This window comes from Micromonospora sp. D93 (assembly GCF_018070365.1).
Lineage (GTDB): Bacteria > Actinomycetota > Actinomycetes > Mycobacteriales > Micromonosporaceae > Micromonospora > Micromonospora ureilytica.
Genome location: NZ_JAGPXW010000002.1, coordinates 452,754 through 478,838, shown reverse-complemented (window position 1 = coordinate 478,838; position 26,085 = coordinate 452,754). Strand labels below are relative to the sequence as shown.

Annotated in this window: 27 protein-coding genes; 22 read left to right on the top strand and 5 right to left on the bottom strand. The window is 69.5% G+C overall.

Going from position 1 to position 26,085, the window contains the following annotated elements:
• Window positions 1–273: 273 nt before the first annotated feature.
• Window positions 274–570 (top strand): hypothetical protein, encoded by a 297-nt coding sequence (locus tag KBX71_RS04400; RefSeq protein WP_210816629.1) that lies wholly within the window; start codon window positions 274–276, stop codon window positions 568–570.
• A gap of 2 nt (window positions 571–572) precedes the next feature.
• On the opposite strand, the gene KBX71_RS04395 is transcribed toward KBX71_RS04400, so the two are convergent.
• Window positions 573–1,034 carry a barstar family protein gene (locus tag KBX71_RS04395; protein ID WP_256441969.1) on the bottom strand — a complete coding sequence of 154 codons (462 nt, stop codon included), beginning with the start codon at window positions 1,032–1,034 and terminating at the stop codon, window positions 573–575.
• Window positions 1,035–1,116: 82 nt separating this feature from the next.
• Between KBX71_RS04395 and KBX71_RS04390 the strand changes: the two genes are divergently transcribed.
• The 7 genes from KBX71_RS04390 to KBX71_RS04360 all read left to right on the top strand — a co-directional run bounded on the left by KBX71_RS04390 (window position 1,117) and on the right by KBX71_RS04360 (window position 7,996).
• Window positions 1,117–2,064, top strand: a complete 948-nt coding sequence (locus KBX71_RS04390) for an alpha/beta fold hydrolase (RefSeq protein ID WP_210816627.1) — start codon at window positions 1,117–1,119, stop codon at window positions 2,062–2,064.
• A gap of 355 nt (window positions 2,065–2,419) precedes the next feature.
• The gene (locus KBX71_RS04385; protein WP_247682857.1) at window positions 2,420–3,775 is read left to right on the top strand and encodes a sensor histidine kinase; all 1,356 of its coding nucleotides are present in this window, start codon (window positions 2,420–2,422) and stop codon (window positions 3,773–3,775) included.
• Window positions 3,763–4,407, top strand: coding sequence for a response regulator transcription factor (locus KBX71_RS04380; RefSeq protein WP_210816626.1), 645 nt, complete (start codon window positions 3,763–3,765; stop codon window positions 4,405–4,407). Before KBX71_RS04385 ends, KBX71_RS04380 begins: the two co-directional genes overlap by 13 nt.
• 441 nt (window positions 4,408–4,848) lie before the next feature.
• Window positions 4,849–5,739 carry a hypothetical protein gene (locus KBX71_RS04375; RefSeq protein ID WP_210816625.1) on the top strand — a complete coding sequence of 297 codons (891 nt, stop codon included), beginning with the start codon at window positions 4,849–4,851 and terminating at the stop codon, window positions 5,737–5,739.
• A complete protein-coding gene (locus KBX71_RS04370) occupies window positions 5,732–6,232 on the top strand; it encodes a SigE family RNA polymerase sigma factor (RefSeq protein ID WP_124821001.1) in 501 nt (166 codons plus the stop codon). Before KBX71_RS04375 ends, KBX71_RS04370 begins: the two co-directional genes overlap by 8 nt.
• A gap of 254 nt (window positions 6,233–6,486) precedes the next feature.
• The gene (locus KBX71_RS04365; RefSeq protein ID WP_210816624.1) at window positions 6,487–7,080 is read left to right on the top strand and encodes a hypothetical protein; all 594 of its coding nucleotides are present in this window, start codon (window positions 6,487–6,489) and stop codon (window positions 7,078–7,080) included.
• 208 nt (window positions 7,081–7,288) lie between these two features.
• Window positions 7,289–7,996, top strand: coding sequence for a serine hydrolase (locus tag KBX71_RS04360; RefSeq protein ID WP_210816623.1), 708 nt, complete (start codon window positions 7,289–7,291; stop codon window positions 7,994–7,996).
• Window positions 7,997–8,043: 47 nt separating this feature from the next.
• Here the strand turns inward: KBX71_RS04360 and KBX71_RS04355 are convergent, their stop codons facing one another.
• Window positions 8,044–9,183, bottom strand: a complete 1,140-nt coding sequence (locus KBX71_RS04355; RefSeq protein WP_210816622.1) for a substrate-binding domain-containing protein — start codon at window positions 9,181–9,183, stop codon at window positions 8,044–8,046.
• A gap of 305 nt (window positions 9,184–9,488) precedes the next feature.
• Here KBX71_RS04355 and KBX71_RS04350 point away from each other — a divergent pair, with 305 nt between their 5' ends.
• The 7 genes from KBX71_RS04350 (at window position 9,489) to iolB (ending at window position 17,534) form a co-directional block, all read left to right on the top strand.
• On the top strand, window positions 9,489–11,492 hold the full coding sequence (locus KBX71_RS04350) for a DUF2264 domain-containing protein (protein ID WP_210816621.1): 2,004 nt from the start codon (window positions 9,489–9,491) through the stop codon (window positions 11,490–11,492).
• A 42-nt stretch (window positions 11,493–11,534) separates the two neighbouring features.
• Entirely contained in the window at window positions 11,535–12,839 is a 1,305-nt protein-coding gene (locus tag KBX71_RS04345; protein WP_210816620.1) for an ABC transporter substrate-binding protein, read from the top strand.
• 116 nt (window positions 12,840–12,955) lie between these two features.
• Window positions 12,956–13,819, top strand: a complete 864-nt coding sequence (locus tag KBX71_RS04340; protein WP_307846955.1) for a sugar ABC transporter permease — start codon at window positions 12,956–12,958, stop codon at window positions 13,817–13,819.
• Window positions 13,819–14,712, top strand: coding sequence for a carbohydrate ABC transporter permease (locus KBX71_RS04335; protein ID WP_210816618.1), 894 nt, complete (start codon window positions 13,819–13,821; stop codon window positions 14,710–14,712). The genes KBX71_RS04340 and KBX71_RS04335 overlap by 1 nt, the downstream gene beginning before the upstream one ends.
• Window positions 14,713–14,717: 5 nt before the next feature.
• Entirely contained in the window at window positions 14,718–15,395 is a 678-nt protein-coding gene (locus KBX71_RS04330; protein ID WP_210816617.1) for a hypothetical protein, read from the top strand.
• A gap of 84 nt (window positions 15,396–15,479) precedes the next feature.
• The gene (locus tag KBX71_RS04325; protein ID WP_210816616.1) at window positions 15,480–16,664 is read left to right on the top strand and encodes a glycoside hydrolase family 88 protein; all 1,185 of its coding nucleotides are present in this window, start codon (window positions 15,480–15,482) and stop codon (window positions 16,662–16,664) included.
• Between the two features lie 45 nt (window positions 16,665–16,709).
• Window positions 16,710–17,534, top strand: a complete 825-nt coding sequence (gene iolB, locus KBX71_RS04320) for a 5-deoxy-glucuronate isomerase (protein ID WP_210816669.1) — start codon at window positions 16,710–16,712, stop codon at window positions 17,532–17,534.
• A 97-nt stretch (window positions 17,535–17,631) separates the two neighbouring features.
• Here the strand turns inward: iolB and KBX71_RS04315 are convergent, their stop codons facing one another.
• The gene (locus KBX71_RS04315) at window positions 17,632–18,114 is read right to left on the bottom strand and encodes an SRPBCC family protein (protein ID WP_210816615.1); all 483 of its coding nucleotides are present in this window, start codon (window positions 18,112–18,114) and stop codon (window positions 17,632–17,634) included.
• The gene (locus KBX71_RS04310) at window positions 18,111–18,434 is read right to left on the bottom strand and encodes a helix-turn-helix transcriptional regulator (protein WP_205780120.1); all 324 of its coding nucleotides are present in this window, start codon (window positions 18,432–18,434) and stop codon (window positions 18,111–18,113) included. Before KBX71_RS04310 ends, KBX71_RS04315 begins: the two co-directional genes overlap by 4 nt.
• 164 nt (window positions 18,435–18,598) lie before the next feature.
• On the opposite strand from KBX71_RS04310, the gene KBX71_RS04305 reads away from it, so the two are divergent.
• The 7 genes from KBX71_RS04305 (at window position 18,599) to KBX71_RS04275 (ending at window position 25,592) form a co-directional block, all read left to right on the top strand.
• Window positions 18,599–19,228, top strand: coding sequence for a fasciclin domain-containing protein (locus KBX71_RS04305; protein WP_210816614.1), 630 nt, complete (start codon window positions 18,599–18,601; stop codon window positions 19,226–19,228).
• A 2-nt stretch (window positions 19,229–19,230) separates the two neighbouring features.
• Window positions 19,231–20,811 (top strand): molybdopterin-dependent oxidoreductase, encoded by a 1,581-nt coding sequence (locus tag KBX71_RS04300; protein WP_374102575.1) that lies wholly within the window; start codon window positions 19,231–19,233, stop codon window positions 20,809–20,811.
• A 139-nt stretch (window positions 20,812–20,950) separates the two neighbouring features.
• A complete protein-coding gene (locus KBX71_RS04295) occupies window positions 20,951–21,739 on the top strand; it encodes a hypothetical protein (protein ID WP_210816612.1) in 789 nt (262 codons plus the stop codon).
• A gap of 13 nt (window positions 21,740–21,752) precedes the next feature.
• The gene (locus tag KBX71_RS04290; protein ID WP_210816611.1) at window positions 21,753–22,442 is read left to right on the top strand and encodes a class F sortase; all 690 of its coding nucleotides are present in this window, start codon (window positions 21,753–21,755) and stop codon (window positions 22,440–22,442) included.
• Between the two features lie 59 nt (window positions 22,443–22,501).
• On the top strand, window positions 22,502–23,119 hold the full coding sequence (locus KBX71_RS04285; RefSeq protein ID WP_124820988.1) for a sigma-70 family RNA polymerase sigma factor: 618 nt from the start codon (window positions 22,502–22,504) through the stop codon (window positions 23,117–23,119).
• On the top strand, window positions 23,116–23,844 hold the full coding sequence (locus KBX71_RS04280) for an anti-sigma factor domain-containing protein (RefSeq protein ID WP_210816668.1): 729 nt from the start codon (window positions 23,116–23,118) through the stop codon (window positions 23,842–23,844). Before KBX71_RS04285 ends, KBX71_RS04280 begins: the two co-directional genes overlap by 4 nt.
• An 83-nt stretch (window positions 23,845–23,927) precedes the next feature.
• Window positions 23,928–25,592, top strand: a complete 1,665-nt coding sequence (locus tag KBX71_RS04275) for a serine/threonine-protein kinase (RefSeq protein ID WP_210816610.1) — start codon at window positions 23,928–23,930, stop codon at window positions 25,590–25,592.
• A gap of 13 nt (window positions 25,593–25,605) precedes the next feature.
• On the opposite strand, the gene KBX71_RS04270 is transcribed toward KBX71_RS04275, so the two are convergent.
• Window positions 25,606–26,028 (bottom strand): helix-turn-helix domain-containing protein, encoded by a 423-nt coding sequence (locus tag KBX71_RS04270; RefSeq protein ID WP_210816609.1) that lies wholly within the window; start codon window positions 26,026–26,028, stop codon window positions 25,606–25,608.
• Window positions 26,029–26,085 lie beyond the last annotated feature (57 nt).

Genomic DNA, 26,085 nt, shown 5'->3' with positions numbered 1-26,085 from the left:
GTGGGTGGGTGGGCCTGACGGTCGCCTGAGGCGCCTCCGGTCTTGAAGGATCTTGTTAGCGTTCACAGCGATCGATGGCTCTCAGGCTGGCAGAAGATTCCAGAGTTTTCAACCGGTAGTTTCGGGCTTGTTACGGATCAAGGGCGGTAGGGCTCGAGTCGGGGTCGGTGCCAGGGACCGGGGCGTTGAGACTGCCGCGGCTCGCTCACCTGGGGGAGTGGAAGGCACCCGGGGAGGGAGGCGTCACGGTGCTGGCGTGGCGAGGATGCTGGTATGCCAGCTCGCAGAGGTCGTCGCTGGGCGTACGGCGCCTTCGCTTGGTTGATCTTCTTTGTGGTGTCCCACGTGATCCTGGTGTTCTTTCCCGGAGACGATCCGACCGGTGATGGACCCTGGGACATGAGGGCCTACGTCATCTTCAACGTGGTGCTCATCTCCATGTCGGCCATCGGAGCAGCCGTCGCCCTCGCCACAGTCCGCCCGCGGGCTCGACACCTTCCCCGGTGGTTACTCCTGCCGCCACTGTTGTCTGGCAGCATGCTGCGTCGATGGGTGGACGGCGTCGCGTGATCTCACCGCATCTTGTGGACCGCGTCGGCGATCTCCTGTCGCAACAGCGCCGCCTCGTCGTCGCGGTCGCACAGCAGCACTACCTTGAACTCTGGCTGGCCGAACGGGCTCTCCCAGTGATGAACGGCCTGCGCCAGGATCTGGAACAGCGTGTCCCGATCCTCCGCGCTGCTCGGCAACAACCGGGGCGCGTTCTCGACAACAATGAGATACCCGTCCGCGGGCAGCCAGTTGAGGTCACGGAGACATTCGGACAACGCGTTCCAGTTCCAACCGAAGTAGCCGGGGAAGAGCAGCGCGTCGGAGAACTCGTAGAACGCGTGGTCCGCATCCGTCATCCTCGTTCGGTCAAGCCGGACAACGACGAACCTGCCCGCTGGCGGTAACACCGCCGCCAGCTCGACCAGGGCACTGCGCGAGCAGACCGTGACCTGATCGGTGGAGTCGTTCCACCAGCTGCTCATCACTAGGGTAGGGGTAACTCCCAACCCGACCGGGGAGGTAGCAGGATCGAGCAAGATCCAGAAACCGTGGAAGCTCATTTCCATGACCATGCAGAAGATCTCCCGGTTCCATCGGGCCGCCCTGGCCCTCGTCCTTCCCGTCGCCGTGATAGCGGCAGTCGCCGGGTGTGATGACTCGGCGGCGCCGAAGGCCGCGCCCGAGGCCAGTTCGGTAGCCGCGGTTCCCTCGACCTCGACAAGCGCGGCCGGCCCGGCAAGTGCGGCCCCCGCAGCGGGCCTGCATATGATCGCCAACAACGGGCATCAGCTTGCCTTCCACGTCACGCCCGGAAGTTCTCCCACCATCGTGCTGGACGCCGGCGGTGGCGAGGACTCCTCGTACTGGGATGCCCTGGTGCCGCAGTTGTCGCAGGTCACCGGATCGCAGATCATCACCTACGACCGGGCCGGTCTGGGCGCCAGCGAGGAGGTGAAGGGCCCATGGGACCCCAAGGCCGCCGCCTCCGACCTGCAGGCCGGTCTGCGTGAACTCGGCGTCACCCAGAACGTGGTCCTCGCGGGCCACTCGCAGGCAGGAGAGGTGGCCCACTACTTCGTCCTCGCGAACCCCGGCGTTGTCTCCGGGGCGGTGCTCATTGATGCCAACGTGCCGCAATTCTTCACCGACACCCAGACCCAACGCCTCGTCGCGCTAACCACGCCGCAGATCGAAGAGCTCAAGAAGGCGCCGTCGACGAAGGCGAACCGCCAGCTCATCGCCACGGCCGACAACTTCGGTCCCACGCACCAGGCGTACCACAAGGTCTCCTGGCCCGACGGCGTTCCCGTCATCTATATCGTGTCGGACAAGACACCCTTCGATGGGTCTCCGCAGGACGCTCAGGCCTGGCGCGACGCGGCAGCGGCGTTCACCAAGGCGGGGCCCGACCGCACACTCGTCATCGCCGAGGGAAGCTCGCACGACGTTCCCCAGGACAAGCCCGCCCTGGTGCTCAAGGAAATCGAACAGATGACCGCCACCGTCAAGTAAAGGCCATCGGGCCGACGGCTGACAGGACCGGCGAGACTGGTTGACCGGCGCTGCCTCGGCGTGCTCGGTCAACCAGTCTGCGGAGACGACCTCACCGCGTGCGGTCACCGGTAGAGGTGGTGGTCGAGATTCGGGGAGCCGGCCGGAACTGCTTACGCGATGGGTAGCGTGTTTTCGGGTGTCGATCGAGCGAGCCGTCGATCGGCGATGTGAGCCTCCGTGGACCACGGACGGACACCATGGTCGCTGGATCCCACGCGACGTGGGGGGACACCGACCGTGGGGAAATGCGGATCACCGGCCAACATGAATCACCAGCCCGGCGGCTCGGCACGACGCGCGATGATGGAGTGAGATGACCGATAACAGCGGAACCGCCCTGTCCGGCGGCTCCTCGCCCTCGCGGGAGGGCTCCGGGCCGGGTCGCGTCGCTCGCAGTGGTCCGATTCCGCGCTCCGCGCTGGCCCAGCGGATGAGCCTGCTGGGCTGGTCGCTGGTGCTGCTGCCGGGCGCGGTCCTGGGTGCCGTGCTGGCCACACTCTGGATCACCTCGATATCGATCGCCGCGCTTGGCGCCGGAATCCCACTGACCCTGCTCGCGACCGTACTGGTGCGCTGGTTTGCCGACCTGCATCGCCAGTGGGCCGCCGACCGGCTCGGCGAACCGGTGCCCGCCCGGCCCTATCAGCCGACGCCGGACGCCGGGTGGCCGGTGCGGCTCTGGACGATCCTGCGCGACCCGGCGACGTGGCGGGACTGGACCTGGTTGGTGGTCAACTCGATCACCATCTGGTTGAGTTGCGGACTGTCGCTGCTGTTCTTCCTCTTCGGAGTCGTATACCTGACCTATCCGCTCATCTATCAGCTGACGCCTTCTCAGGTATTCCGTACTCCGATGGGGGAGGGCTTCCGGCTGCACAGCGTCGGGCAGTCGTTCTGGCTGGTACCGCTCGGTCCGGTTTTCCTTCTGCTCTGGTACGTCACTGCGGCGCGCCTCGCGAACCTCAACGCTCGGGTGATCCGCGCTCTGCTCGGCCCCACCGAACAGGCGCGCCTGCGGGCCCGCGTCCAACAGTTGGCGACCTCGCGAGCTGAGACCGTCGACACCCAGGCCGGCGAACTGCGCCGAATCGAACGCGACCTGCACGACGGCGCGCAGGCCCGGCTGGTGTCGCTGGGTATGAGCCTGGGCTTGGCCGAACAGTTACTGCCCAACGATCCGCAGGCCGTCCAGCAGTTGCTGGCCGAGGCCCGCGAGTCGACCTCCCGCGCCCTCACCGAGCTGCGCGACCTGGTACGAGGCATCCATCCGCCGGTACTGGCCGACCGTGGCCTGGACGGCGCACTCAAGGCCTTGGCCCTGGTCAATCCGATCCCGACCACGGTGGTGACCCGCCTACCCGGACGGCTGCCGGCCCCGATCGAGTCCGCGGCCTACTTCGCCGTCGCCGAGGCCTTGTCGAACGCCATCAAGCACGCCCAGGCCCAGCAGATCCGGATCACCGTGGAGTTCGCACCCCACCGGGGCGGTGCTGCCGGGGAACTGACGATGCTGGTGTCCGACGACGGCCGTGGGGGTGCGTCGATCGCTTCCGGCACGGGCCTGCGTGGCATCGTCCGTCGCCTGGCGGCCTTCGACGGCACGCTGACCGTTGACAGCCCGCCGGGCGGACCTACCGAGGTGAGGATGTCGCTGCCGTGCGTATCGTGATAGCCGAGGACCTCGCCCTGCTCCGCGAGGGCCTGATCAGGATCCTGCGGGCCAATTCATTCGAGGTCGTGGAAGCCGTTGACAACGGGCCCGCGCTGATCCGGTCGCTGACGACGCACCGCCCCGACGTCGCCATCGTCGACGTGCGGTTGCCGCCGACCTTCACCGACGAGGGGTTGCGTTCCGCGATCGAGGCCCGCCGCCAGATTCCAGGGCTGCCCATCATGGTGCTGTCGCAGTATGTCGAGCAGATCTACGCCAGGGAGCTGATGTCAGATCGCGCGGGCGCGGTGGGCTACCTGTTGAAGGACCGGGTTACGGACGTCGGCCAATTCGTCGCCAGTGTCCGGCAGGTCGCTACCGGCAGCACCGTTATGGACCCCGACGTGGTGAGTGCGCTACTCACCCACCGCTCCACCGACCCCAAGCTCCTGGAGCTGAGCCCACGCGAGCATGAGGTCCTCACCCTGATGGCCGAGGGCCGCTCGAACGCTGCGATCGCCGCCCGGATGTTCGTCACCGAGAAAACCGTCAGCAACCACAGCAACAACATCTTCACCAAGCTCGGTCTCAAACCCTCCGAGGACGACAACCGCCGCATCCTGGCGGTACTCGCCTACCTGGAAGGCTGAGTCCTTGGCCTCTGCCCCACCATGAGTGCGACCGAGAACTGCCGAGCAACCAGGGCCGGTGGGGCGACGACGAAGAACTGGGCACCCTGAATCTGATCACGGATGAGGAACGCCACGGGCGGCGTCATGTACGGGCCGACCGCAGCGAACGCCTCTACCCGCACGATGAGGCGGGGGCATTCGACGAACTAACCTCCTAGGACGCTCTACGGGTTGTGCCTCACACCGACCGTGGCACCCGCGCGACCGCCACCGCTGATGCTCCTGGCAGGAAAAACGTGACGCTGGGGAGGCGTCCGGACACGTACTGGAAGGCCGCGTCCCGCCGACACGGGTGGCTGAGAATTCGCGTCGAATTGCGGTAACCAAATCGGTTGGCCAACCCGTCAGGTCAGTGATGGATCGCCACTGCGGGCGGTCGGCCGAGGAGGGGTACGGGACATGGGCGACGTCCGTGGGCGTTTCAGGGACGATCTGGCCCGACACCCCGCCCCGCCGTTGGGTGACCTGGTGCATCAGGCGGTGGTGCAGGGGCGCCGACTGCGCCGCCAGCGCCGCCTGGCGCAGTTCGGCGCCGGCGGATCGGCGTTGGCGATGCTGCTCGTGATCGGCCTGATCGCCGGGCCGCTCGGCTTCGGTGCGGATGATGCCGGTCAGCCCGGCGGGATGACCGTCGGTGTGCCGGGTGGGCCGGTCGACACCGTCACGCCGTCTCCGACCGAGTCCCCAGGTGGCGACCCGAGCGGGTTCGAGGAGGGCGCCGGCGAGGAGCAGGGAGAACCGCCCCATCGGTTCGTGCCGCCGACTCCCTCGACCACTGTGATCGACACCGTGCGGATAGGGGCGGGGCCGGACGGTGAGTTGCTGACCACCACACCGCAGGGAGCCCTGGAACTGCTGACCCGGCTTCTACCCAAGGGGGGAACCAGCGGTTTTGCGAGCCTGCCGAGCAGCGGGGCGGGCCCCGGCATGCCGTACGTCCAGGTCTACCTGGATCGAGGCGACGGACCGGGGATGCTGCGGCTCGTCATCTACCAGGACAACCTCCGCGGCGGCCCGGCCCGGGGGACGGTGGAACTGACCGAAGTGCCCGACAACTGCGTCCAGAACAAGATGGTCACCGTGCACCACGGTGGCGGCCTCAGGGTCGATCTGATGATCTCCACCTGTCTGACCTGGGAGGGCAAGGGGACCTCGCCGGCACTGCCCGTCCTCTCCGTGAAAGAGGCGATCGAGATTGCCGCCAATCCGATCTGGGGGACGAAACTGCCGGCCGAGGTCGTCATCAACGGTGCCAAGAGGTTCTCGACGCTGGCCCGGTCGAATGGCTGACGAAGACTTCGTGGAGTTCGCGCAGGCGGCCGCTGGCCGCCTGCGCGACGCCGCGTTCCTGATGTGCCGCGACTGGCATCTCGCCCAGGACCTCACCCAGACGACGCTCGCCAAGGTGTACGCCAACTGGCGGCGGGTCCGCAGGGCCGACGACCCCCACGCGTACGCCCGCAAGATACTGCTGCGCTGCATGATCGATCAGCAGCGGCGTCGCTCCAGCCGCGAGTTGGCGATGTCGGCGCCGCCGGATCGGGGCGAGGAACATCCGGCCGAGCTGCGCATGACGTTGCTGGACGCGGTCGCCACCCTGCCGTTGCGGGAGAGGGCGATCATCGTCCTGCGCTACTGGGACGACCTGAGCGTGGAGGCGACCGCCGAGGTTGTGGGTGTCTCCACAGCGGTCGTCAAGAGCCAGAGCATGCGTTCCCTCAGTCGTCTGCGCGAGTTGCTCGGCGAGTCCCGTTCCGAGTTGTTCGCCGAGGAACGCCATTGACCGGTCCCGTCCGCGGCCGGGGTGCGGCGGATCCCGGCGGTGTCGGGCCGTCGGCCGGCGACCGCCGCGCCCGTAGTGCGGCGACGAGGAACGTGCCACCACGCATCGTCGCCGTGAACGCGACCCGCGGTGGCGCATATCTGCGTTTGGGGAGGTTTTCCATGTCCACATCGAGCAGCAGCAGGACGTGCCGAGGCCGGGTTCGCGGCAGAGGCCGAGGCGCGGTCGTTGTCGTGCCGGCTGTCCTGTGGGCGTTGGTGGTGATGGCCGCCGGGTGTCATCGGTCAGAGGCCGGCGTCGGCCCCGAGGAGCGACGCACCTCGAACGCGGAACGGGGCGATCCGAGCATGCTGCTGGGGGCGGGCGATCTGGGTTCGGACTGGCGTGCGGACGACGCTCGAACCGGTATGCCGCCCTGGCCGTGGGAGCAGGGCAACTGTCCCAACTATCGGAGCGGCGACTACCCGGCCAAGTCGCATCGGCGCGCTGCCGTGGAGCGCTACTACCGGCCGTTCGACGGCTCGTCGCCGGTCCACCACGTCGTGGAGACGTACGAACCCGGGTGGGCCGAGCGGAATCTCGATGACGTCCGTCGGGTCCTACTGCGGTGCGCGAGCTACCTGGTCCTCGGATCGCAGGTCTCGTTCGACGTCGTCGATCCCCATTATCTGAACGGCGCCGGCATGCTCATCCGAGGTCGCATCGAGCATGCCGACATTCCGAGCACCGTCACGTACTTCGTGATGCTGAGACGAGGCGAGACGGTCTCGACTGTCAGCCTGCCCGACTCGGGCAGCCAGGCTGCTGTGGACCTGATCGCGGCGAAGGCGGTGGCCCGTCTTGGCTGAGCGGGAAGGTCGGCAGCTGTCGCGCCGCTGGGTCGTCTCGGCGGCCACCGTATCTCTCGCCGGCGTCGCGACGGCCGCCTTCGGTGCCACGCGCGGCGGCCACGGCGACGGAGCGGGCCCATCGCGGAGTTCTTCCCCGGTCAGTCCGATCCCCACGACACCGGCCGTCGACCGCGTCGCCCAGGCGAGAACGCGCATCACCGCCTACGTGGAGCGGTACGGCGGCCACCTGGCGGTCGCGGCAGTGGATCGACAGGGAACGGCTGCGGTGACTGTCGGCGCCAAACGGTTCGAGACCGCCAGCATCGTCAAGGTCAACATCCTCGCGGCCCTTCTGCTGCGCCAGAATCCGCCGGGCAAGGCCCTGAGTTCTGACATCCGACGAATGGCCGAAGCGATGATCGTGTCCAGTGACAACGATGCGGCGGTGTCCCTGTGGCAGAGGATCGGGGGCTCGCGTGGCCTCGCCGCCGCGAACCGCGCACTCGGTCTGCGGGAGACCAAGCCCAACAAGCACTGGGGCCTCACCACGACCACGGCTGCCGATCAACTCCGTCTGCTGACCGCGCTGATGTCACCGACGGGACCACTGACCCCACCGGATCGAACGTTCATCATGGGCCTCATGAACAAGGTGGTCTCCGAGCAACGATGGGGGGTCACCGCCGCACGGGAGCCGGGCAATCGTTCGATCTACGTCAAGAACGGCTGGGACACCGTCGACGTCGACGGCGGCCGTTGGCTGGTCAACAGCATCGGACGGATCGTCGAGGCCCGTCATGACTGGCTGATCGCCGTGCTCTCCGACCATCACGTGAGCCAGAAAGAAGGCATCCGCGTCGTCGAGAAGACCGCCACGTACGTGCTCAAGGAGATGCGTGCCGCCACTGCCGGCGACGGTCCTGTACAGGGGTAGGGCCCGCGTTCGGGCGGGCCGGGTCGGAACGGGCCGTGCGAGAGCACCTACGCCGGTGGCGGCGCTGTCGACTCCCGGATCCGCAGTGATGGGCTGATGACGATGCGGTGGGTCGGCCGGTCAGGGTCGGCGAGCCGGTCGGCGACGAGACGCACGGCGGCCCGTCCGATCGAACGTCGCGGCGGTCGCACCGCGGTCAGCGGTGGGCTGAAGAGCCCGGCGACCTCGTCGTCGTACGCCACGATGGAGAGGTCGCCGGGAACGGACAGGTGCCGTTCCTCGCAGTGCTGCACCAGCGCGATCGCCTCCGCGTCGGCGTGCACCAGCAGCGCCGTCGTCCCGGTCGCCTGGCACCGGTCGAGGACGTCGTTGAGCACTGTGTCTCGCTCAGGTGACCGTGCGTCGGGTGCCACGGCCTCCACTGTCGCGTCCGGGTCGAGGCCGCACTCGGTCGTGGCGTCGAGCCATCCTCGCCGTACGTGCTGGCTGGTGGGGCTGTTGGCGTCGAGCACCAAGCCGACCTTGCGGTGTCCGAGTGAGGTGAGGTGGCGTACCGCCATGGCGGCACCGAGCGCGTGGTCGGTGACGACCGACTCCATGACAGCGTGGTGGCTGCCTACCGTCGCGGTGCGTTCCAGCAGGACAACCGGGATGCCGGCCTGGTCGAGCCACTCGATGGTGCGCTCGGCGGTCGGTGTGTCCATGCTGGGCGCGATGATCAGCGCGTGGACGTCCATCCGCTCCACCAGCCGGGCCAGTTGCGGCTGGTCGTCCTCTGTGTCGTAGGAGGAGCCGCGCAGAACCACACGCATGTCAAGCTCGCGGGCTGCGCCCTCGACGCCCCGAGCCACGTCCGGCCAGTAGTAGTCCAAGGAGGGCACGAGCATGCCGAGGGCGCGCCCGGCCAGCGGGGCCCGGTCTGCGGCGGGTGTCTCGTCGGCCGTGGGGCCGTCGTCGGGCAGGATCAGGGCGACGCCGCCGTGGACCCGGCGAACCAGCCCTTCGGCGGCGAGTTCCGCGATGTCGCGCCGGATGGTGACCGGCGCGGCGCCGAGCACGTGGGACAGGTCGGAGACGCGCATCGAGCCGTCGCGTTGCAGGGCGGTCAGCAGTTGCTGGCGGCGGGTGACCTGAAGCGGCCCGCGGGAGGACTCCGCCGCGGCGACGACAGGACTGTCCTTGGTCATGGGGGGCCTCCGAGGAACGCTTCGTGCGGCGAAAGCTCTTGCAGTGCGATGCGGTCGGCGCCGGTCGTGGCTCCTCGGACGGATGGACCGTCTGTGAGCGAATCTGAGCGTATCAGAGCGCTTATGGCGGCGGCATCGTGCGTCGTTCTGATCGGATGTGCTCACATCGGTTTGGGAGCGGCATTGACTTGCTCGGTTGTGAGCGTTTTACTTCGGAAACCCAGTGGATGCCTGCGCGTCACATTCATGGGCAACGCCCCGCTCGCCACCTTCCACGGAGACGGACCGATGCGACAGGACCTCGGATGACGTTCGGGGCGACCGGCCGGATGGCGCCGGGGACGGGCTCGGACGCCGCTGCCGGCGCGACCTGGAACCGGGATGACTGGCTGACCCTCGCCGACCGGATGCTCGCCGCCGCCCGGCCGTTCGCGTCGCCCGGGCACGCCCTCGTCACCCTTCCCGGACCGGAGGGCGGTTACGGCCGGGCCATCGATGGCCTGGAGGGCTTCGCTCGCACCTTCCTGCTGGCCGGCTTCCGCATCGCGGGTGCCCGGGGCGTGGGCGTGGACGAGCTCGTGGACCGGTACGCGGCCGGCATCGCCGCGGGGACCGACCCGCGTTCCCCGGACCGCTGGGTGCGCCTGGACGAGCATCCCCAGGCGAAGGTGGAGGCGGCCTCCATCGCGCTGGTCCTGGACCTGACCCGTCAGTGGATCTGGGATCGGCTGCCGTCCGTGGTGCGCGAGCGGGTGGTGGACTATCTGCGCCCGGCGGTCGGCGACGACACGTACCCACGGATCAACTGGGTCTGGTTCCGGCTGGTCGTGCAGACGTTCCTGCGTTCGGTGGGCGGGCCACACTCGCTCGACGAAATGAACGAGGACCTGACCACCCACGACGGCTTCGCCCGCGGGGGCGGCTGGATGTCCGACGGGCCGGAGCGCGCCTACGACCACTATGTGGGTTGGGCCCTGCACGTGTACCCGACGCTGTGGTCCCGGATGGCCGGCGCCGCCGACCTGGCCGAGCAGCGCCGCGAACGGGACCTGGCCGGCCTCGACCGCTTCCTGAGCGACGCGGTCGCGCTCGTGGGCGCCGACGGATCACCGTTGATCCAGGGACGAAGCCTGATCTACCGCTTCGCTGCGGCGGCGCCGTTCTGGGTCGGCGCGGTCGCCGGCGTGCCCTCGGTCGGCCTCGGCCAGTTGCGCGGTGCGGCTACCCGCATCGTGCGCCACTTCGTCGCCAACGACGCCTTCGACGAGCGCGGTCTACTCACCCTCGGCTGGCACGGGCCGTGGCCGCGACTGGCGCAGTCGTACTCCGGGCCGGCCTCGCCGTACTGGGCCAGCAAGGGCCTGCTCGGCATCGCGCTACCCGCCGACCATCCGGTGTGGACGACGCCCGAGGAGCCGCTGCCGGTGCAGGAGCGGGACACGGTGCGGGCGATACACGCGCCGGGCTGGCTGGTCTCGGGCACCCGCGCCGACGGCATCGTCCGCGTCGTCAACCACGGCACCGACCACGCCGTCGAGGGCGCCACCGTCTCGGACTCCCCGCTCTACGCCCGTCTGGGTTACTCCACCGCGACCACCCCCGTCCTCGACGACAGCGGCTGGGCCAGTCCGCTCGACCAGTCCGTCACTCTCGTCGACGACGCGGGTCGGGTCACCCACCGCGCCGGCATGCGCCTGCTGACCGTGCGCGTCGACACCGACGGCGTGGGTGTGGCCGGGTCCCGTGCGCTCGCCCACTGGGTCGACCCGGATCCGGGTCAGCGCGATCACGGCGGCGGCCGCGTGGGCCAGTCCCAACCGGCCGGGCACCTCACCGTGTACTCGCTGGTCCGCGGCCCCTGGGAGTTCCGTCTGACCCGCGTCGACAGCCTCGTCGAAGGTGTCGAGGCCGCTGCGCTGCGGCTACGGATCGGCGGCTGGGCCGTTGCCGGAGATGCGACGGCCACCGTCGGCGCCAGTGTGACGACAGTGGCCGGGGGTGGCCTCACCAGTTGGCTCGGAAGCGTGCACGGCGGCGGAACGGCCGGCGCCACCGCCGTTCCGCACGGCGGGCCCCTGGCCGGAGGGCTGGTCGTGCCCTGGCTGGACTACCCCGTCCGGCCGGGGGCATGGATCGCCACCTTCAGCGAACTGTCCACAGTGCCGGTGGCCACGGGCGGGCAGGCAGGCCGGGCCGTCATCGACGAGGACGTCCGCGGCCTCCACCTCGCGGTCGACTGGCCCGACGGGGTCAGCACGTCGACCCGTCTGGAAACGGAGCATGCCAGGCCCACCCAGGTGTCCTGGTAGCAGTGCGGGCCCGTCCGGGCCCCCTGAGTTAAGGAGAAAGGGATGAAGCGTGCGATACCGGCCGTCATCAGCGCTGCGACGGCCCTGACGCTTGTTCTCGCCGGCTGCGGGGGTGGAGACGAGCCAGTCGACCCCAACGCCCCTGTGACGATCACCCTGGCCGGCTGGAGCCTGTCGTCCACGCCCGAGTTCAAGACGCTCGCCGACGGCTTCAAGGCGACCCACCCGAACGTGACGGTGGAGCTCAAGGAGTACGCCCCGGGCAACGACTACGACACCCAGATGATCACGGACCTGGCCGCCGGCACCGCCCCGGACGTCTACGTCATGAAGAACCTCAAGAACTTCTACACGTACCAGAGCGGTGGTCAGCTGCTCGACGTCTCCGACGCCGCCTCCGGTCTCGGCTCGGCCCCGGGGCTCGCGCCCTACCAGGTGGACGGCAAGGCGTACGCGGTGCCGTACCGGCAGGACTCTTGGGTGTTGTTCTACAACAAGGACCTGTTCGCCAAGGCGAAGGTGACGCCGCCGGACGGCAGTTGGACCTGGGACGACTACACCGACGCGGCGAAGCGACTGCACACCGGGCTGAAGGGGGCCGGCTCGAACGCGACCGGCGCCTACCAGCACACCTTCCAGTCGACAGTGCAGGGATTCGCGCTCGCCCAGACCCCCAACGCGGACCTGCTCTCCGGGGACTTCGGCTTCCTGAAGCCCTACTACGAGCGGTCACTGGACCTGCAGGCGGCCGGCGCGCAGCCGACCTTCGGCACGGCGAAGACCAACAAGCTCACCTACCAGGCGCAGTTCGGCAAGCAGCAGTCGGCGATGCTGCTGATGGGCACCTGGTACGTGGCCACGCTGCTCAACCAGCGACAGAGCGGTGACGCCGACAAGTTCCAGTGGGGCATCGCGCCGGCGCCGCAGTTCGACAAGTCCACCACCGGCACCTCCGCCACGCCCGTCACCTTCGGTGACCCGACCGGCCTGGGGATCAACCCGAAGATCAGCAAGTCCAAGACCGCCGCGGCCAAGGACTTCCTCAAGTACGCGGCCGGCCCGGAGGCCGGCAAGGCGCTGGCCGGGATCGGCATCACCCCGGCCCAGGTCACCGACGCGGTCACCACGTCGCTGTTCGGGCTGGACGGCGTGCCGCAGGACGAGCTGTCGAAGTTCGCCTACTCGAAGCACACCATCAAGCCGGAGAACCCGGTGTCGAAGCACACCGCCGGCCTGCAGAACCTCCTCAACGAGACGCACTCGGCGATCCTCTCCGACAGCAAGGGCGTCGACGAGGAGCTGAGCAAGGCGCAGACCCGCGCCAAGAACGAAGTCCTCAACCAGTGAGCTGATGGCGGGCCCGGCGCGCCTGAGCCGCACGCCGGTCCCGCCGCCATGCTGAACGCTTCCGGAGACTCCCTATGGCAACATTGCCGCGCACGAGACCCAGGAACCGGCGGCTGGTGTCGCGCAACACGGTCGCCGGCTGGTCGTTCATCCTTCCCAACTTCCTCGGCTTCGCACTGCTCACCCTGCTCCCCGTCGTCGTGCTGTTCTACGTGGCGTTCACCAACTGGAACGTCTTCGGGGTGGCCGAGTGGACCGGCACCGCGAACTTCCGGCGGATGTGGGACGACTCGAGCTTCTGGACCGCACTGCGCAACACCGTCTACTACGCCGTCTTCCACATCCCGCTGACCCTCGCGGCGGCACTCGGGCTGGCGCTGCTGCTCAACCGGAAACTGCGCGGCGTACGGTTCTTCCGCACCATCGCCTTCTTCCCCTACATCACCTCGATCGTGGCGATCGCGGTCGTCTGGAACCAGCTGTTCAGCCCGGAGTACGGCCCGATCAACGCTCTGCTCGGCGCCGTCGGGGTGGACAATCCGCCGGGCTGGACCGCGTCGGCGACCTGGTCGATGCCGGCGGTCATCATCGTCGGCACCTGGCGGTACATGGGCTACTACATGCTGCTGTTCCTGGCCGGCCTGCAGACCATCCCGGCCCAGCTCTACGAGGCGGCCGAGACCGACGGCGCCTCACCGTGGCAGCGGTTCGTGCACGTGACCCTGCCCGGGTTGCGAACCACGACCTTCTTCGTCACGGTGCTGCTCACCATCGAAAGCTTCAAGGTCTTCGACCTCATCCTCGTGATGACCGGCGGCGGACCGGGCCAGTCGACACTTGTGCTCTCGCAGTACATCTACCAGAAGGGCTTCGAGGAGAACCAGTTCGGCTACGCCTCGGCGGTCTCCATCGTCCTGTTCGCCATCTGCTTCGGCATCACGGTCATCCAGTTCATGGTCAACAAGCGGAGGAACAGCTGATGACCGCGACCGACCTCTCCCTGCCCACCCCGGCCGTCGCCGCGCCCGGCAACCGCGCGCCCCGCCGACCGGTCCGGTCCATGGGCGGGCGGCTCCTCGGGTACGCCGCTCTCGTGCTCGCGGCGGCCGGGCTGCTGCTGCCGTTCTTCTGGATGGTGGTGGCGTCGTTGAAGACAAACAACGACGTATTCACCATCCCGATCACCTGGCTCCCCGATCCGGTGGTGTGGCGAAACTACATCGACATCTGGCAGCGCTCGGACATGACGACGTGGCTGTGGAACACCATGCTGCTGTCGGTGATCGTCACCTTCCTGCAGGTGCTCACCGGCAGCTTCGCGGCCTACGGCTTCGCCCGCGTCCGCTTCCCCGGACGCAACCTGCTCTTCCTGGCGTACGTCGGGACGATCGCGGTGCCCTGGCAGTCGTACATGATCCCGCAGTTCATCCTCATGTCGAAGCTGCACCTGTCGAACACGCTGTGGTCGATCGTCGCGATCCAGGCGTTCGGCGCGATCGGCGTGTTCCTGATGAAGCAGTTCTACGAGACGATCCCCGAGGAACTCAGCGAAGCGGCGCGGGTCGACGGGCTCAGCGAGTACGGCATCTACCGGCGGATCATTCTGCCGCTGTCCCGGCCGGCGCTCGCCAGCCTGGCCCTGCTGATGTTCACGACCACCTGGAACGACTACCTCGGCCCGCTCGTCTACCTGCGCAGTCCGGAACTGCGCACCGTCCAGTTGGGGCTGAACACCTTCATCTCCCAGTACAACGCCGAGTATGCGCTGATCATGACGGGCTCGGTGCTGTCCGTGCTGCCCGTCGCTGTCATCTTCCTGCTCGGTCAGCGCTACTTCATCGAGGGCGTTGCCTCGACCGGACTGAAGGGTTGAGGCCCATGCGTTCGCGCCACAACACCATCACCGCCGTCTTCGACGGGTTCTACGTCACGCTCGTCACCAACCTGCTGCTGGTGCTCGGTGGCCTGCCACTGGTGACGCTCGCGTTCACCACCGACGCGGCGCGCTCCTGGCCGCTCTACGCGCTGACCGCACCGCTCTGCGCGCCCGGGCTCTGTGCGGCCTTCGCTGTCATGTCCGCCTACTCGGCCGGCGACACCGGTGGTGTCCTGCGCACCTACGGCCGCGCCTGGCGAGCCACCGCCCGGCCGGCGATGCTCTGGACGGCGGCGGCCATGACCGCCCTGGTGGTGCTCGCCGTCGACGCCCGCGCCGCATGGGGCCACCGGGTCGGAGCACTCGCCCTGCCGGTGCTGGCGACCCTGATCGTCCTCACCGTCGCGACCACGCTGCTCGGGTTGGTGACCCTCGCCGACCAGCCCACCGCGCGGTTGCGTGAGGTGGCCCGTACCTGCGTGTATCTGGCGGTGCGCCGGTGGTACCTCACCGCCGTGTCCCTGCTCGTGCTCGTGCTGCTCGCCCAGCTCCTGGCGGCCCGTCCCGCGATCGCGCTCGGCCTCGCCGCCGCGCCGCTGCTCTACGTCGTCTGGGCCAACAGCCGATTCACAGTGCGCGCCGCCCTCGACCCACCGGCGGCCGCACCCCAGCGCGCCTGACCACCACGTCCCGGCCACCGAGCCGGGGCGCCGATGAGACACCTGCCCGGCACCGGACCGGACCCACGAGGGAGAACAGCATCCATGACGGCGACCGACGTCCGTCCCAGCTCCGACGCAGAGGCCACGGCGGCCGCGGTGGCCGCCGCGATACGTACCGTCGACGCGAACATCGCCACCTTCGGCGACCGGTACCCCGCGGACACCACCGACGCCAACCGCTACCCGCTGCGGCCACCGAGCGCCGGCCAACCCGAGGGCGGCAACGTCGGCTGGACCACGAGCTTCTGGCCCGGTCAGCTCTGGTTGGCGCACGACCTGACCGGTGACGACCGCCACCTGCGGGCAGCACTGTCCCACGTGGGCAGCTTCGCGGATCGGGTGGACCGCGGCATCGACCTGGACACCCACGACCTCGGATTCCTCTACACCCTCTCCTGCGTCACCCCGGCCCGCCGTACCGGCGATCCGCGGGCCCGAGGCGCGGCTCTCGCCGCCGCGGACCACCTGATGACGCGCGTCCTCGAACCCGCCGGCATCATCCAGGCCTGGGGCGACCTGAACGACCCCCGCCAACGGGGCCGCACCATCATCGACAGCCTCATGAACACGCCGCTGCTCTTCTGGGCCAGCCAGACCACCGGCGACGACCGCTACGCCACCGCGGCCCGCCGGCACACCGAGCAACTGCGCCAGCACATCCTGCGCCCGGACGGCACCACCTTCCACACCTTCTACTGGGATCCGGGCAGCGGTGTGCCACTGCGTGGCGAGACCGAACAGGGCCACGCCGACAACTCCTGCTGGGCCCGCGGACAGGCCTGGGGCATCTACGGGTTCAGCCTCAACCACCGGCACATCGGCGACCCCGCGCTGCTCGCCGCCGCGAAGACCTGCGCCGACCGTTTCCTCGCCCACCTGCCCGACGACCACGTCGCGTACTGGGACCTGGAGTTCGGCGACGGCAGTGGCCAGGAGCGGGACAGCTCGGCCGCGGCCATCGCCGTCTGCGGCCTGCACGAACTCGCCGACAGCCTCACCGACCCGGCCAGCGCCGATCGGTACCGGACAGCCGCCGCCGAGATCCTGCGCTCGCTCATCGAGCGCTACTCCACCGGTGGCCATTCGGCCTCGAACGCGCTGATCCTGCACGGCGTCTACGACAAACCCAAGGACGTCGGCGTCGACGAGGGAACCCTGTGGGGCGACTACTTCTACCTGGAAGCCCTCACCCGCGCCACGATCCCTGGCTGGACCAGCCCCTGGTAACAGCCAGGACCGACCGCACCGCCCCGCATCCTCCGAAAGGTGATCATGGACTACCGCTACCACTGCGCCATTCCCGCCGCCGACGGCCGGAACACGCTGCCCTTCAACCCCTGCCGACTGCTGGACTTCACCCTGCTGCGGCTCTCGGCCGGCGAGTCCTGGACCGGCGAGTCCGGTGACCGGGAGATCCTGGCCGTCATCCTCGGCGGCACCGCCAACTTCACCGTCGCCGACCACCATTTTTCGCAGGTCGGCCGGCGTTCGGACGTCTTCTCCGGCAAGCCGCACTCCGTCTACATCCCGGCCGGCTCCTCGGTGACCGTCGAGGCCGTGACCGCCGTGGAGATCGCCCTCCCCAGCGCCCCCAGCGACCTGGCCACCGACCCCTATGTCATCGCGCCGGAGCAGGTCGCGACCGGCAACTGGGGAGCGGCCAACTTCGGCCGTACCTACCACCAGATCCTCACCGAGGTCTCCCAACCGGAACTGCCCGCCCGCCGGCTCATCGTCGGCGAGACCTACACGCCCTCGGGCAACTGGAGCACCTACCCGCCGCACCGGCACAAGGTCGACGACCTGCCCGCCGAGGCCGCACACGAGGAGATGTACTACTACCGCGTCAACCCGGCGGACGGGTTCGGCATCAGCCGGGTCTACACCGACGAGGGGTACGAGGAGAACGTCACCATCCGCGATCACGTCATGCAGATGATGCCCGAGGGATACCACACGGTGGTCAGCGCACCCGGCTACACCACCTACTTCCTGTGGTTCCTGGCCGGCACGCAACGTACCCAGGGCGCCCGCGAGGACGCCGACCTCGCCTGGGTGGGCCAGACCGTGCCGACCCTGCGCAGCCTGGGCCTCTAGCGCAGCGACCCCGGTCGGGTAACCCGGTGGGAGGTGGCCCGTCGCGGCGGGCGCTTCCTACGGGCCGACCGGCGTCGTCGACGTCGCGGTCCTCGCCTCAGTTGTCCTCGACGAACAGGTTGGCGTATCGGGCAAGGTAGAGCGGCCAGCCTTCGTCGTGGGCGACGCCGTCGCGGACCGCGGGCCAGCCGGGGCCGTGCCGGTCAAGGTTGCGGTGCTCCAATTCGACCCGAGTGCGCTCCGGGGTTTCGGCGATGAAGGTGACCTCGACCTCGCTGGTGTTGGCCAGGTCGGTCTCGACCTGCCAGGTCGGGCTGATGTCCCAGCTGAACACGACGCGTTTCGGGGGTTCGTACGCCAGGACCCGGGCCCACCGGCATTCTTCGCCGTCGGCGCTGCGATCGTAGATGTGGCCGCCGACCTTCGGTTCGAAGACGGTCTCGGCGGTCCCGGCGCTGAGCAGGGTGTGCTCGCGCGGTTTGAAGTCGCCGAATCGTTCGGTGAACACGGTGAAGGCTCGCTCGATGGGTGCCTGCACGATGACGTGCCGGCGCACGACGACCTCGGCGGTTTCGGTCATGACTCCTCCTCGGTGGGTCTTTCGGCCGCGTCCTGAAAGCCTGTGAGGGCGCGGTTCCAGTACGTGTCGAGCTGGTCTCGAAGGGCGGCGACACCTGCCGGGTTGAGCCGGTAGACCCTGCGGGTGCCGGCGGCGCGGTCGGTGACGAGGCCGGCGTCTTTGAGCACTCTGAGGTGTTGGGAAACCGCTGGCCTGCTGATTGGCAGGACCTCGGCGAGTTCGCCGACGGCGCGGGGTCGTTCGGCCAGGCACGCGATGATGGCGCGCCTCGTGGGATCGCCGAGCGCGTCCCACCCATCATCAACTTGGTAAGTCCCCACGAACGGTAAGCTACTACTTACCAAAGGCTGGGTCAACGTGCCCGGACCCGGCGCTCGTCATTGTCGCCAGCAAAAGAATTCCGATCTTGTGCCCATCCGTCCGTGGGTCGGCCTCGAATGCCTCATGACAGCAGCAATCGAGTACAAGCATCTGAGGAGTTCGTATGAAGCGGCGCCTGTTTGCCACGGTCGGCGTAATCGCCGTGCTGGCCCTGTCCGCCTGCGGCGGTACCGACAGCGAGGACACCGCCAGCGGCACGCCGAGCACGTCCGCCAGCGCACCGATGGCCTCGGCCTCGCCGTCGATGATGATGTCGGGTCAGTTCGGTCCGGGATGCGCGGCCGTGCCGACCGATCCGGCCAACCCAGGAAGTTTCGATGCGATGGCGAAGGTGCCGGTGGCCACCGCCGCGTCCGGCAATCCGCTGCTGTCGACGCTGGTGACGGCGGTGAAGAAGGCCAACCTGGTGGATTCCCTCAACGGCGCGCAGGGCGTGACGGTGTTCGCGCCGACCAACGACGCGTTCGCCAAGCTTCCGAAGGCCGACCTGGACAAGGTCCTGGCCGACGACGCCATGCTGAAGAAGATCCTCACCCACCACGTGGTGACGACCCAGTTGTCCCCGGACACCCTGGCCGGAACCCACAAGACGTTGCAGGGTGACGACGTCACGGTGACCGGCGGCGGTTCCTCGTTCACCGTCGACGGCACCTCGATGGTGGTCTGCGGCAACGTCTCGACGGCCAACGCCACCGTGTACATCGTTGACAGCGTCCTGATGCCCAAGAACTGATGGTGTCCACCACCAACGAGCCCCGGCCGGCGACTCGCCGGCCGGGGTCGTCCCGGAACGCGACCGCCGTCCGCGGCCTCCTCGTCGGCGTGCTGAGCGCCGGCGTCGCCCTCGGCGTGGCGCATCTCGTCGCGGCGCTTGTCGATCCGGCTGCCGATCCGGTGCTGGCGGTCGGCGGCGTCGCGATCGATCTGGCACCGCAACCGGTCAAGGCGTTCGCCATCCGTACCTTCGGCACCAACGACAAGATCGCCCTCCTCGCCGGCGTCTACACCCTCCTGGCCCTGAGCGCGGTGGTGCTCGGCGCGCTAGCGATACGACGACGCCGCTACGGTCTCGCCGGCCTCGCGGTGTTCGCTGCTGTCGGTGTCACCGCCGTCCTGTCCCGCCCGACCGCGACGCCGGTGGACGTCCTGCCGGTACTGGCGGGCGCCGGCGTGGGGATCGCCGCGATGCTGCTGTTGGTACGCGCGGCTCGGACGGTCACGGCCACGGAGTCGAGCCGGCCTCGGCTTCTCAACCGCCGCCAGTTTCTGGTCACGGCGGCGGGGACAGCGCTCGCCGCCGGCGCCACGGCAACCATCGGCCAGGCTGTCGGTCGCCGCAGCGCGGCAGGCGCCCGTTCCCGCGCCGCCGTCCGCATACCGTCGCCGGCGCAACCCGCGCCGCCGCTACCCGGTGGCGTCACCGCCGGCGTGGACGGGGTCTCGCCGTTTCTCACAGCCAACCGGGACTTCTACCGGGTCGACACCGCCCTCACCGTCCCGCAGGTCGACGTGAAAACCTGGCGGCTGACCTTGGACGGAGCGGTCGACCGGCCCCGCACCTGGACATTCGACGACCTCCTCGCCCGCGGTGTGGTGGAGCGCGACATCACCCTCAACTGCGTCTCCAACGAGGTCGGCGGTCCCTACATCGGCACCGCCCGCTGGACAGGGGTCCCGCTGGCGCCGCTGCTACGCGAGGCGGGCATCCGCGCCGGGCAGAACCAGCTCGTCAGCCGTTCCGTGGAGGGCATGACCATCGGCACCCCGCTGGAGGCGATCCTCGACGGCCGCGACGCGCTCCTGGCGGTGGCCATGAACGGCGAACCCCTGCCCCTGGAACACGGCTTCCCCGTCCGCATGCTCGTCCCCGGCCTCTACGGCTACGTCGGCGCCTGCAAGTGGCTCACCTCCCTGCAGGTGAGCACCTTCGACGCGTTCGATCCCTACTGGGTGCAGCGTGGGTGGGCCGCTGACGCACCGGTCAAGACCGCGTCCCGCATCGACACCCCGAAACCCTTCGCCCAACGGCGCGCCGGCCCCGTCATGATCGCCGGTGTCGCCTGGGCGCAACGTCGCGGAATCACCGCCGCCGAGGTGCAGATCGACGACGGGCCGTGGCGGCCGGCCCGCCTCGCCGACGGGCCGTCACCGGACCTGTGGCGGCAGTGGACCTACCGCTGGGACGCCACCCCCGGCAGCCACACCCTGCGCGTACGGGCCACCGATGCCACCGGCGTCACCCAGACCGGCCAACGCGCAGCGCCCTTCCCCGACGGCGCGACCGGCTGGCACAGCACCACAGTCACCATCACCTGACCTGCTGTGGTCCGCCGGGTGACTGTACGGGCCGGAAAAGAATCCGGGCCGGGACCAATCCGCTGGACGGGAGGCGACGAATCCCTCACGACAGCACCTGAGCATCAACGCCGTACCCAGGCGGAGACGGAGATTTGTTGTGAAATTGTCCCGAGCCCTGCTTGCCGTGCCCGCGGCCGCGCTGATCCTCGCGTTCCCGGGCGTCGCTCACGCCGACGAGAGCGTGCAGGTCCAGTTACAGGACCTCAACGAGACCGGCGCGACAGGCACCGCGACGTTGACCGCGACGAGCGGCGGTGACCTCAAGGTCATGATCCGGTCGAAGGGCATGACGCCGAACTCGCCGCACGCCCAGCACGTGCACGGCGCGGCCAACGGCATGGACTTCCACTGCCCGGACAAGTCCGCCGACGCGAACGGCAACGGTTATGTCAGCACCGAAGAGGGCCTCAAGATGTACGGGGACATCTTCATCTCGTTGACCACCACCGGAGACACCACAAAGGCCAGCGGCCTTGCGGTGGACCGGATGCCGACGGCCGACGCGAAGGGCAACCTCAGTTACGAGCGCACCATCCCCGCCGCTGACCTGCCCAAGGGCACGATCGAGCACCTGAAGGATCTGCACCTCGTGCAGCACGGCATCGACGCCAACAAGAACGGCAAGTACGACATGGAGGCGCTCGGGGAGTCGACGTTCGCGAAGTCTATCGGCGTCAACGACATCCCCGCCGAGGCCACCGACCCCGCGACGTGCGGCATGGTCAGCGGTGCCGCCGCCGGCTCCGTACCCGCAGGGGGTGTCGCCACCGGCGACGGCAGCACCTCCGGCGGATCGCCGATGATGATGTACGCCGTGGGTGGCCTCGCGCTGCTCGGCGCAGCCGGTGCGGTCGTCGCGCGCCGTCGGCTCGCCGGCGAGCGCTGAGCCGGAGGCAGTCGTGCTGGACACCGGCGACGCACCAGTGCCGGCCGACCGTCGCCGGGGGCGCCACGCGCTCCTGGCGACGGCCGGCATCCTCACCGTGACGGCGGCCCTGACGATCGGTCTCGCCGTCGCCGGTCGCGGGGGAGACCCACCCCGACCCGACGCGTCCGCTGCGGCACCGGCCGCGAACGCGTCTGCTGTCCCGGCGACCGGGCCGGGCGAATTGACCTCGGGACCGCTGATGGTCGGCTCGCCGCCGACGCGGGTGTCGATCCCGTCGCTGAAGGCCACCGCCGCGATCGTCGCCCTCGGCCTACAGGCGGACGGTGCGATGCAGGTTCCGGACAGCGCCACCGACGTGGGCTGGTTCACCAAGGCGCCGACGCCCGGTGCTCTCGGTCCGGCCGTGCTCGCCGGGCACGTCAACTGGAAGGGCCGCCGCGGGACGTTCTTCGACCTGGGCACGCTGCCGGTCGGCGCCGGGATCACCGTCGACCGGCAGGACGGCAGCACCGCGATGTTCACCGTCAGCAAGGTCGAGCAGTATCCCAAGGACCGCTTTCCCACAGCTGAGGTGTACGGGGCGACCGACCACGCGGCGCTACGCCTGATCACCTGCGGCGGCGAGTTCGACGACACCACCCAGCACTACCGCGACAATGTCATCGTCTACGCGCGCCTTGCCCACGCTCATCCCGCCTGAGCACCGAGTACACCGCGGCACACCGAACCGTCGCCAGCACAGGAGAGGACAGGCCGAGAATGAGCGGTGACCCGGAACAGGCACGGCGGTTGCGTTCGGTGCCGCCGGACACGGCGACCCCACCGAACGCCGACGAGTTGCTGCCGCGAGTGGCGCGCGGCGACGAGGCGGCGTTCGCCACGCTGTACGACGCGATGGCGGGCAGGGTCCTCGGGCTGGCCCGGCGGGTCGTACGCGATCCGGCGCAGGCGGAGGAGGTGACGCAGGAGGTGATGGTCGAGGTGTGGCGCACCGCCGGCCGCTTCGACGCCGGCCGCGGCTCCGCCTCGGCGTGGATCCTCACCATGGCGCACCGCCGCGCCGTGGACCGGGTGCGCTCCGAACAGGCCCACACCAACCGGGTCCTGCAGGTCGCCGCGACCGAGCAACACGTTCCCTACGACGAAGTGGTCGAGGATGTCACCGCCCGGTTGGAGCGGGAACAGGTCCGCCGGTGCCTGGACCGGCTGACCCCGGTGCAGCGGGAGTCGGTGACCCTTGCCTACTACGGCGGTCACACCTACCGAGAGGTCGCCGAGAAGTTGCAGACACCGCTGCCGACGGTGAAGACGCGGATGCGCGACGGACTGATCCGGATGCGCGACTGCCTGGGCATCGAAATGGGGGGACGGGCATGAGCGCCGATGTGCACACCCTCGCTGGCGCCTACGTCCTGGACGCGGTCGACGACGTCGAGAGGGCCGCGTTCGAACGGCACCTGGCCGAGTGCGAGCCGTGTCGCGACGAGGTGGCCGAGTTGCGGGAGACCGTCGCGCGGCTCGCCGACGAGACCGACGTCGAGGCGACCCCGGCGGCATTGCGGGAGCGGACCCTCGCCCAGGCGGCCCGGACTCCCCAGTTGCGCGTCATTGCCACGGGCGCCGGTGGCGGACGGCGGGCAGGCAGGTGGCGACAGCTCACCGTGGCTGCCGCCGCGGCCGTGCTCCTGGCCGGCGGCGCGAGCGCGGTGACCTGGACCGTCAGCAACGATCGGATCAGCGACGAGCAGGCCAGCAGCGCTCAGGCGCGGCAGATCGCCGCCGTTCTGGACGCCCCGGACGCCCGGGTGTTCGAGCGGCCGCTGCAGCCCGGCGGCGCCGCCACAGTGGTGGTCTCCCGTGACCGTGATCGCGGTGTGGTGCTGCTGCGCGACCTGCCCGCGCCCGGCGCCGGGCGGATCTACGAGCTCTGGCTCATCCGTGGCAGCGAGCCCCGCAAGGTGGGACAGCTCGCCGAGGGGGACCGGGCGTCGACCATGGTCATCGGCCCGGTCGCCGACGCGGGCACGTTCGGGGTGTCCAACGAGCCCGTCGGTGGCTCCGTCGCCCCCACCGATATCCTGGGTACTGTCGAGCTGAGCTGAGCGCAGCCGGGCCGGCACACCCGCGGCCGGCCCGGTCCGTCACCTCCACCCATCCGCACGGCGGACCGCTCCGAATCACTCACATGGATGACGAGTTGCTCGCCGGCCGGTACCGCAGGCTCCTGCTGATGGGGGACACCGCGACCCCGGGACGCGTCTGGCTGGCCCGCGACGAGGTGCTCGACCGGCACGTCGCGCTCAGGCAGATCGCCCTGCCGGGGTGGGTGAGCGACGCCGAGCGGTCCCGGCTACGGGACAGAACGCTCGGGGAGGTACGCGGCCTGGCCGGCCTGGATCATTCGGGCGTGGTCGGGGTGTGGGACGTGCTGAGCACCAACGGATTCCTGTGGCTCGTCATGGAGCACGTACCCTCCCGGTCCCTGTCCGAGGTGGTTGCCACCGACGGTCCGCTGGCACCGGCCGAGGTGGCGCGGGTCGGCCTGCACCTGATTGCCGCACTGAGTGCCGCCCACGCGGTGGGGGTGATGCATCGGGAGGTCCGGCCGCACAACGTACTGCTCGCCGACGATGGGCGGGTCATGCTCGGCGGATTCGGTCTGTCGATCTTCGACGCCCGGGATCCGGCGACCGTCACCACGGCGACCCTGTCGGCGATCCAGTACATCGCGCCCGAGTGTGCCCGCGACGGGAGGTCCACCCCCGCCACCGACCTGTGGGCCCTCGGCGCGACGCTCTACCTGGCCGCGGAGGGCCGCCCGCCGTGGGATCGGCCCTCGACCCTCGCCATGCTTGCCGCCCTGGCCACCGAGACGCCGGACCGGATGACCGTCCGGCCGCTCGAGCGCGTGATCACCGGGCTCCTGCTGCGCAACCCCCGCCAACGGCTGACCGCCCAGGAGGCCCGCGACCAGTTGGAGCAGGTGGCCGCGGCGACCGTACCCATCGAGCCCGTGCCGACGCCCCGTGCGCGCCGCTGGCGGGCTGTGCGCGCCACGTCCCGCCGTCGGCCCCGGGCCGTGCCACCGACGGCCCCGGTCGCCGCGGACGCGGCCAACACCATTGTCATTCCGGTTCTGGCGCCAACCGCCCGCGATCGGACGACCGGCTGGGCCTTCGCCGGCGCCGTGGTGGGCCTGCTGGCGGTCGTGGCCGTCGTCGGCACGGCAACCGGCGCGGTGGTCGGCGGCCTGCGCGGCCAGGACAGCCCTCCGGCGGCCGAACCGGGCGGCGCGGCGGCCGGCGCGGTGGAGTCGACAGCGGCGGCGCCGGCCCACCCTTGCCTGGACGATGCCGCCTCCAGTGTCGCCGAGCCACTGCACGAGCCCGGTGTGCGACCGCCGTACGCCCTGCCGAACGGGTGGGCGTGGCACCAGGACCCCGCCGGCTTTCTGGTGGCGGTGCCCGAGGGATGGGCCCGGCACACCGAGGGCGCGCTGGTGTGCTTCCGCGACCCCGCCGAGGTGCGGGCCATTGCCGTCGACCCCTCCGCCACAGCCTCCTCCGTACCGTCGAAGCGGTGGGAGGCCGCGGAGCGCGACGCGCTGAACACCGGGGCGCTGGCCGGCTACCAGAAGGTCAGCATCGGGCCGGTCATCCGCCCGGGCGGCGCCGCGGAGTGGGAGTACACCTGCGACCAGGCCGCCGGTGCGCGGCTGCACGTCCGCCGGTTGCTGGTCAACGAGGACAAGACCCGCGCATACAGCCTGTCCTGGATCGCCCAGGACAGCCAGTGGAACGAGACCGAGCCCTTCCAACGACTAGCCCTGGCGAGCTTCCGCCTCGACTGAGGTGACGCTCAGATCACGGCTTCCCGGTGATGGTGGGATCGCCGGGTTTCTGGTCGAACTCGTCGCGGTTGCGGACGATGTCGTTCTGGTGGCCACGGACCCAGTGCACGAGTCCGTCCACGGCCTCGTTCAGTGAACGGCCGAGTGGCGTCAGGGCATATTCGACCCTCGGGGGTACTTCCGGGTATGCGGTCCTCGTCACCAGCCCGTCGCGGGTGAGGGCGCGCAGCGTCTGGCTGAGCATCCGCTGGGAGATGCCGGCAACCTGCCGGTGCAGCGCGGTGAAGCGCAGCGGGCCGGACGCCAGGACCGTGATGGTCAGCAGGGTCCACTTGTCGCCCACCCGCGTCAGCACGTCGCGGACGAGTTCGATCGTCTGGACGCAGTCCGGCGCGACTCCGCGCTGTGCGAGGTCGGCGCCAAGAAGGCTCGTCATGGCTGTGGTTCCTCATGTGTCAGTGGCTGACTTCAAAGTGCGTATCGGAGAGCCGGA

What these genes read in the sequence shown, in the direction of transcription:
- KBX71_RS04390 (WP_210816627.1), top strand. Translation starts at nt 1,117, where the DNA reads ATGACCATGCAGAAGATCTCCCGGTTCCATCGGGCCGCCCTGGCCCTC.
- KBX71_RS04400 (WP_210816629.1), top strand. Translation starts at nt 274, where the DNA reads ATGCCAGCTCGCAGAGGTCGTCGCTGGGCGTACGGCGCCTTCGCTTGG.
- KBX71_RS04325 (WP_210816616.1), top strand. Translation starts at nt 15,480, where the DNA reads ATGACGGCGACCGACGTCCGTCCCAGCTCCGACGCAGAGGCCACGGCG.
- KBX71_RS04330 (WP_210816617.1), top strand. Translation starts at nt 14,718, where the DNA reads ATGCGTTCGCGCCACAACACCATCACCGCCGTCTTCGACGGGTTCTAC.
- KBX71_RS04370 (WP_124821001.1), top strand. Translation starts at nt 5,732, where the DNA reads ATGGCTGACGAAGACTTCGTGGAGTTCGCGCAGGCGGCCGCTGGCCGC.
- KBX71_RS04350 (WP_210816621.1), top strand. Translation starts at nt 9,489, where the DNA reads ATGACGTTCGGGGCGACCGGCCGGATGGCGCCGGGGACGGGCTCGGAC.
- KBX71_RS04285 (WP_124820988.1), top strand. Translation starts at nt 22,502, where the DNA reads ATGAGCGGTGACCCGGAACAGGCACGGCGGTTGCGTTCGGTGCCGCCG.
- KBX71_RS04395 (WP_256441969.1), bottom strand. Translation starts at nt 1,034, where the DNA reads ATGAGCAGCTGGTGGAACGACTCCACCGATCAGGTCACGGTCTGCTCG.
- iolB (WP_210816669.1), top strand. Translation starts at nt 16,710, where the DNA reads ATGGACTACCGCTACCACTGCGCCATTCCCGCCGCCGACGGCCGGAAC.
- KBX71_RS04375 (WP_210816625.1), top strand. Translation starts at nt 4,849, where the DNA reads ATGGGCGACGTCCGTGGGCGTTTCAGGGACGATCTGGCCCGACACCCC.
- KBX71_RS04305 (WP_210816614.1), top strand. Translation starts at nt 18,599, where the DNA reads ATGAAGCGGCGCCTGTTTGCCACGGTCGGCGTAATCGCCGTGCTGGCC.
- KBX71_RS04275 (WP_210816610.1), top strand. Translation starts at nt 23,928, where the DNA reads ATGGATGACGAGTTGCTCGCCGGCCGGTACCGCAGGCTCCTGCTGATG.
- KBX71_RS04315 (WP_210816615.1), bottom strand. Translation starts at nt 18,114, where the DNA reads ATGACCGAAACCGCCGAGGTCGTCGTGCGCCGGCACGTCATCGTGCAG.
- KBX71_RS04385 (WP_247682857.1), top strand. Translation starts at nt 2,420, where the DNA reads ATGACCGATAACAGCGGAACCGCCCTGTCCGGCGGCTCCTCGCCCTCG.
- KBX71_RS04355 (WP_210816622.1), bottom strand. Translation starts at nt 9,183, where the DNA reads ATGACCAAGGACAGTCCTGTCGTCGCCGCGGCGGAGTCCTCCCGCGGG.
- KBX71_RS04270 (WP_210816609.1), bottom strand. Translation starts at nt 26,028, where the DNA reads ATGACGAGCCTTCTTGGCGCCGACCTCGCACAGCGCGGAGTCGCGCCG.
- KBX71_RS04280 (WP_210816668.1), top strand. Translation starts at nt 23,116, where the DNA reads ATGAGCGCCGATGTGCACACCCTCGCTGGCGCCTACGTCCTGGACGCG.
- KBX71_RS04335 (WP_210816618.1), top strand. Translation starts at nt 13,819, where the DNA reads ATGACCGCGACCGACCTCTCCCTGCCCACCCCGGCCGTCGCCGCGCCC.
- KBX71_RS04345 (WP_210816620.1), top strand. Translation starts at nt 11,535, where the DNA reads ATGAAGCGTGCGATACCGGCCGTCATCAGCGCTGCGACGGCCCTGACG.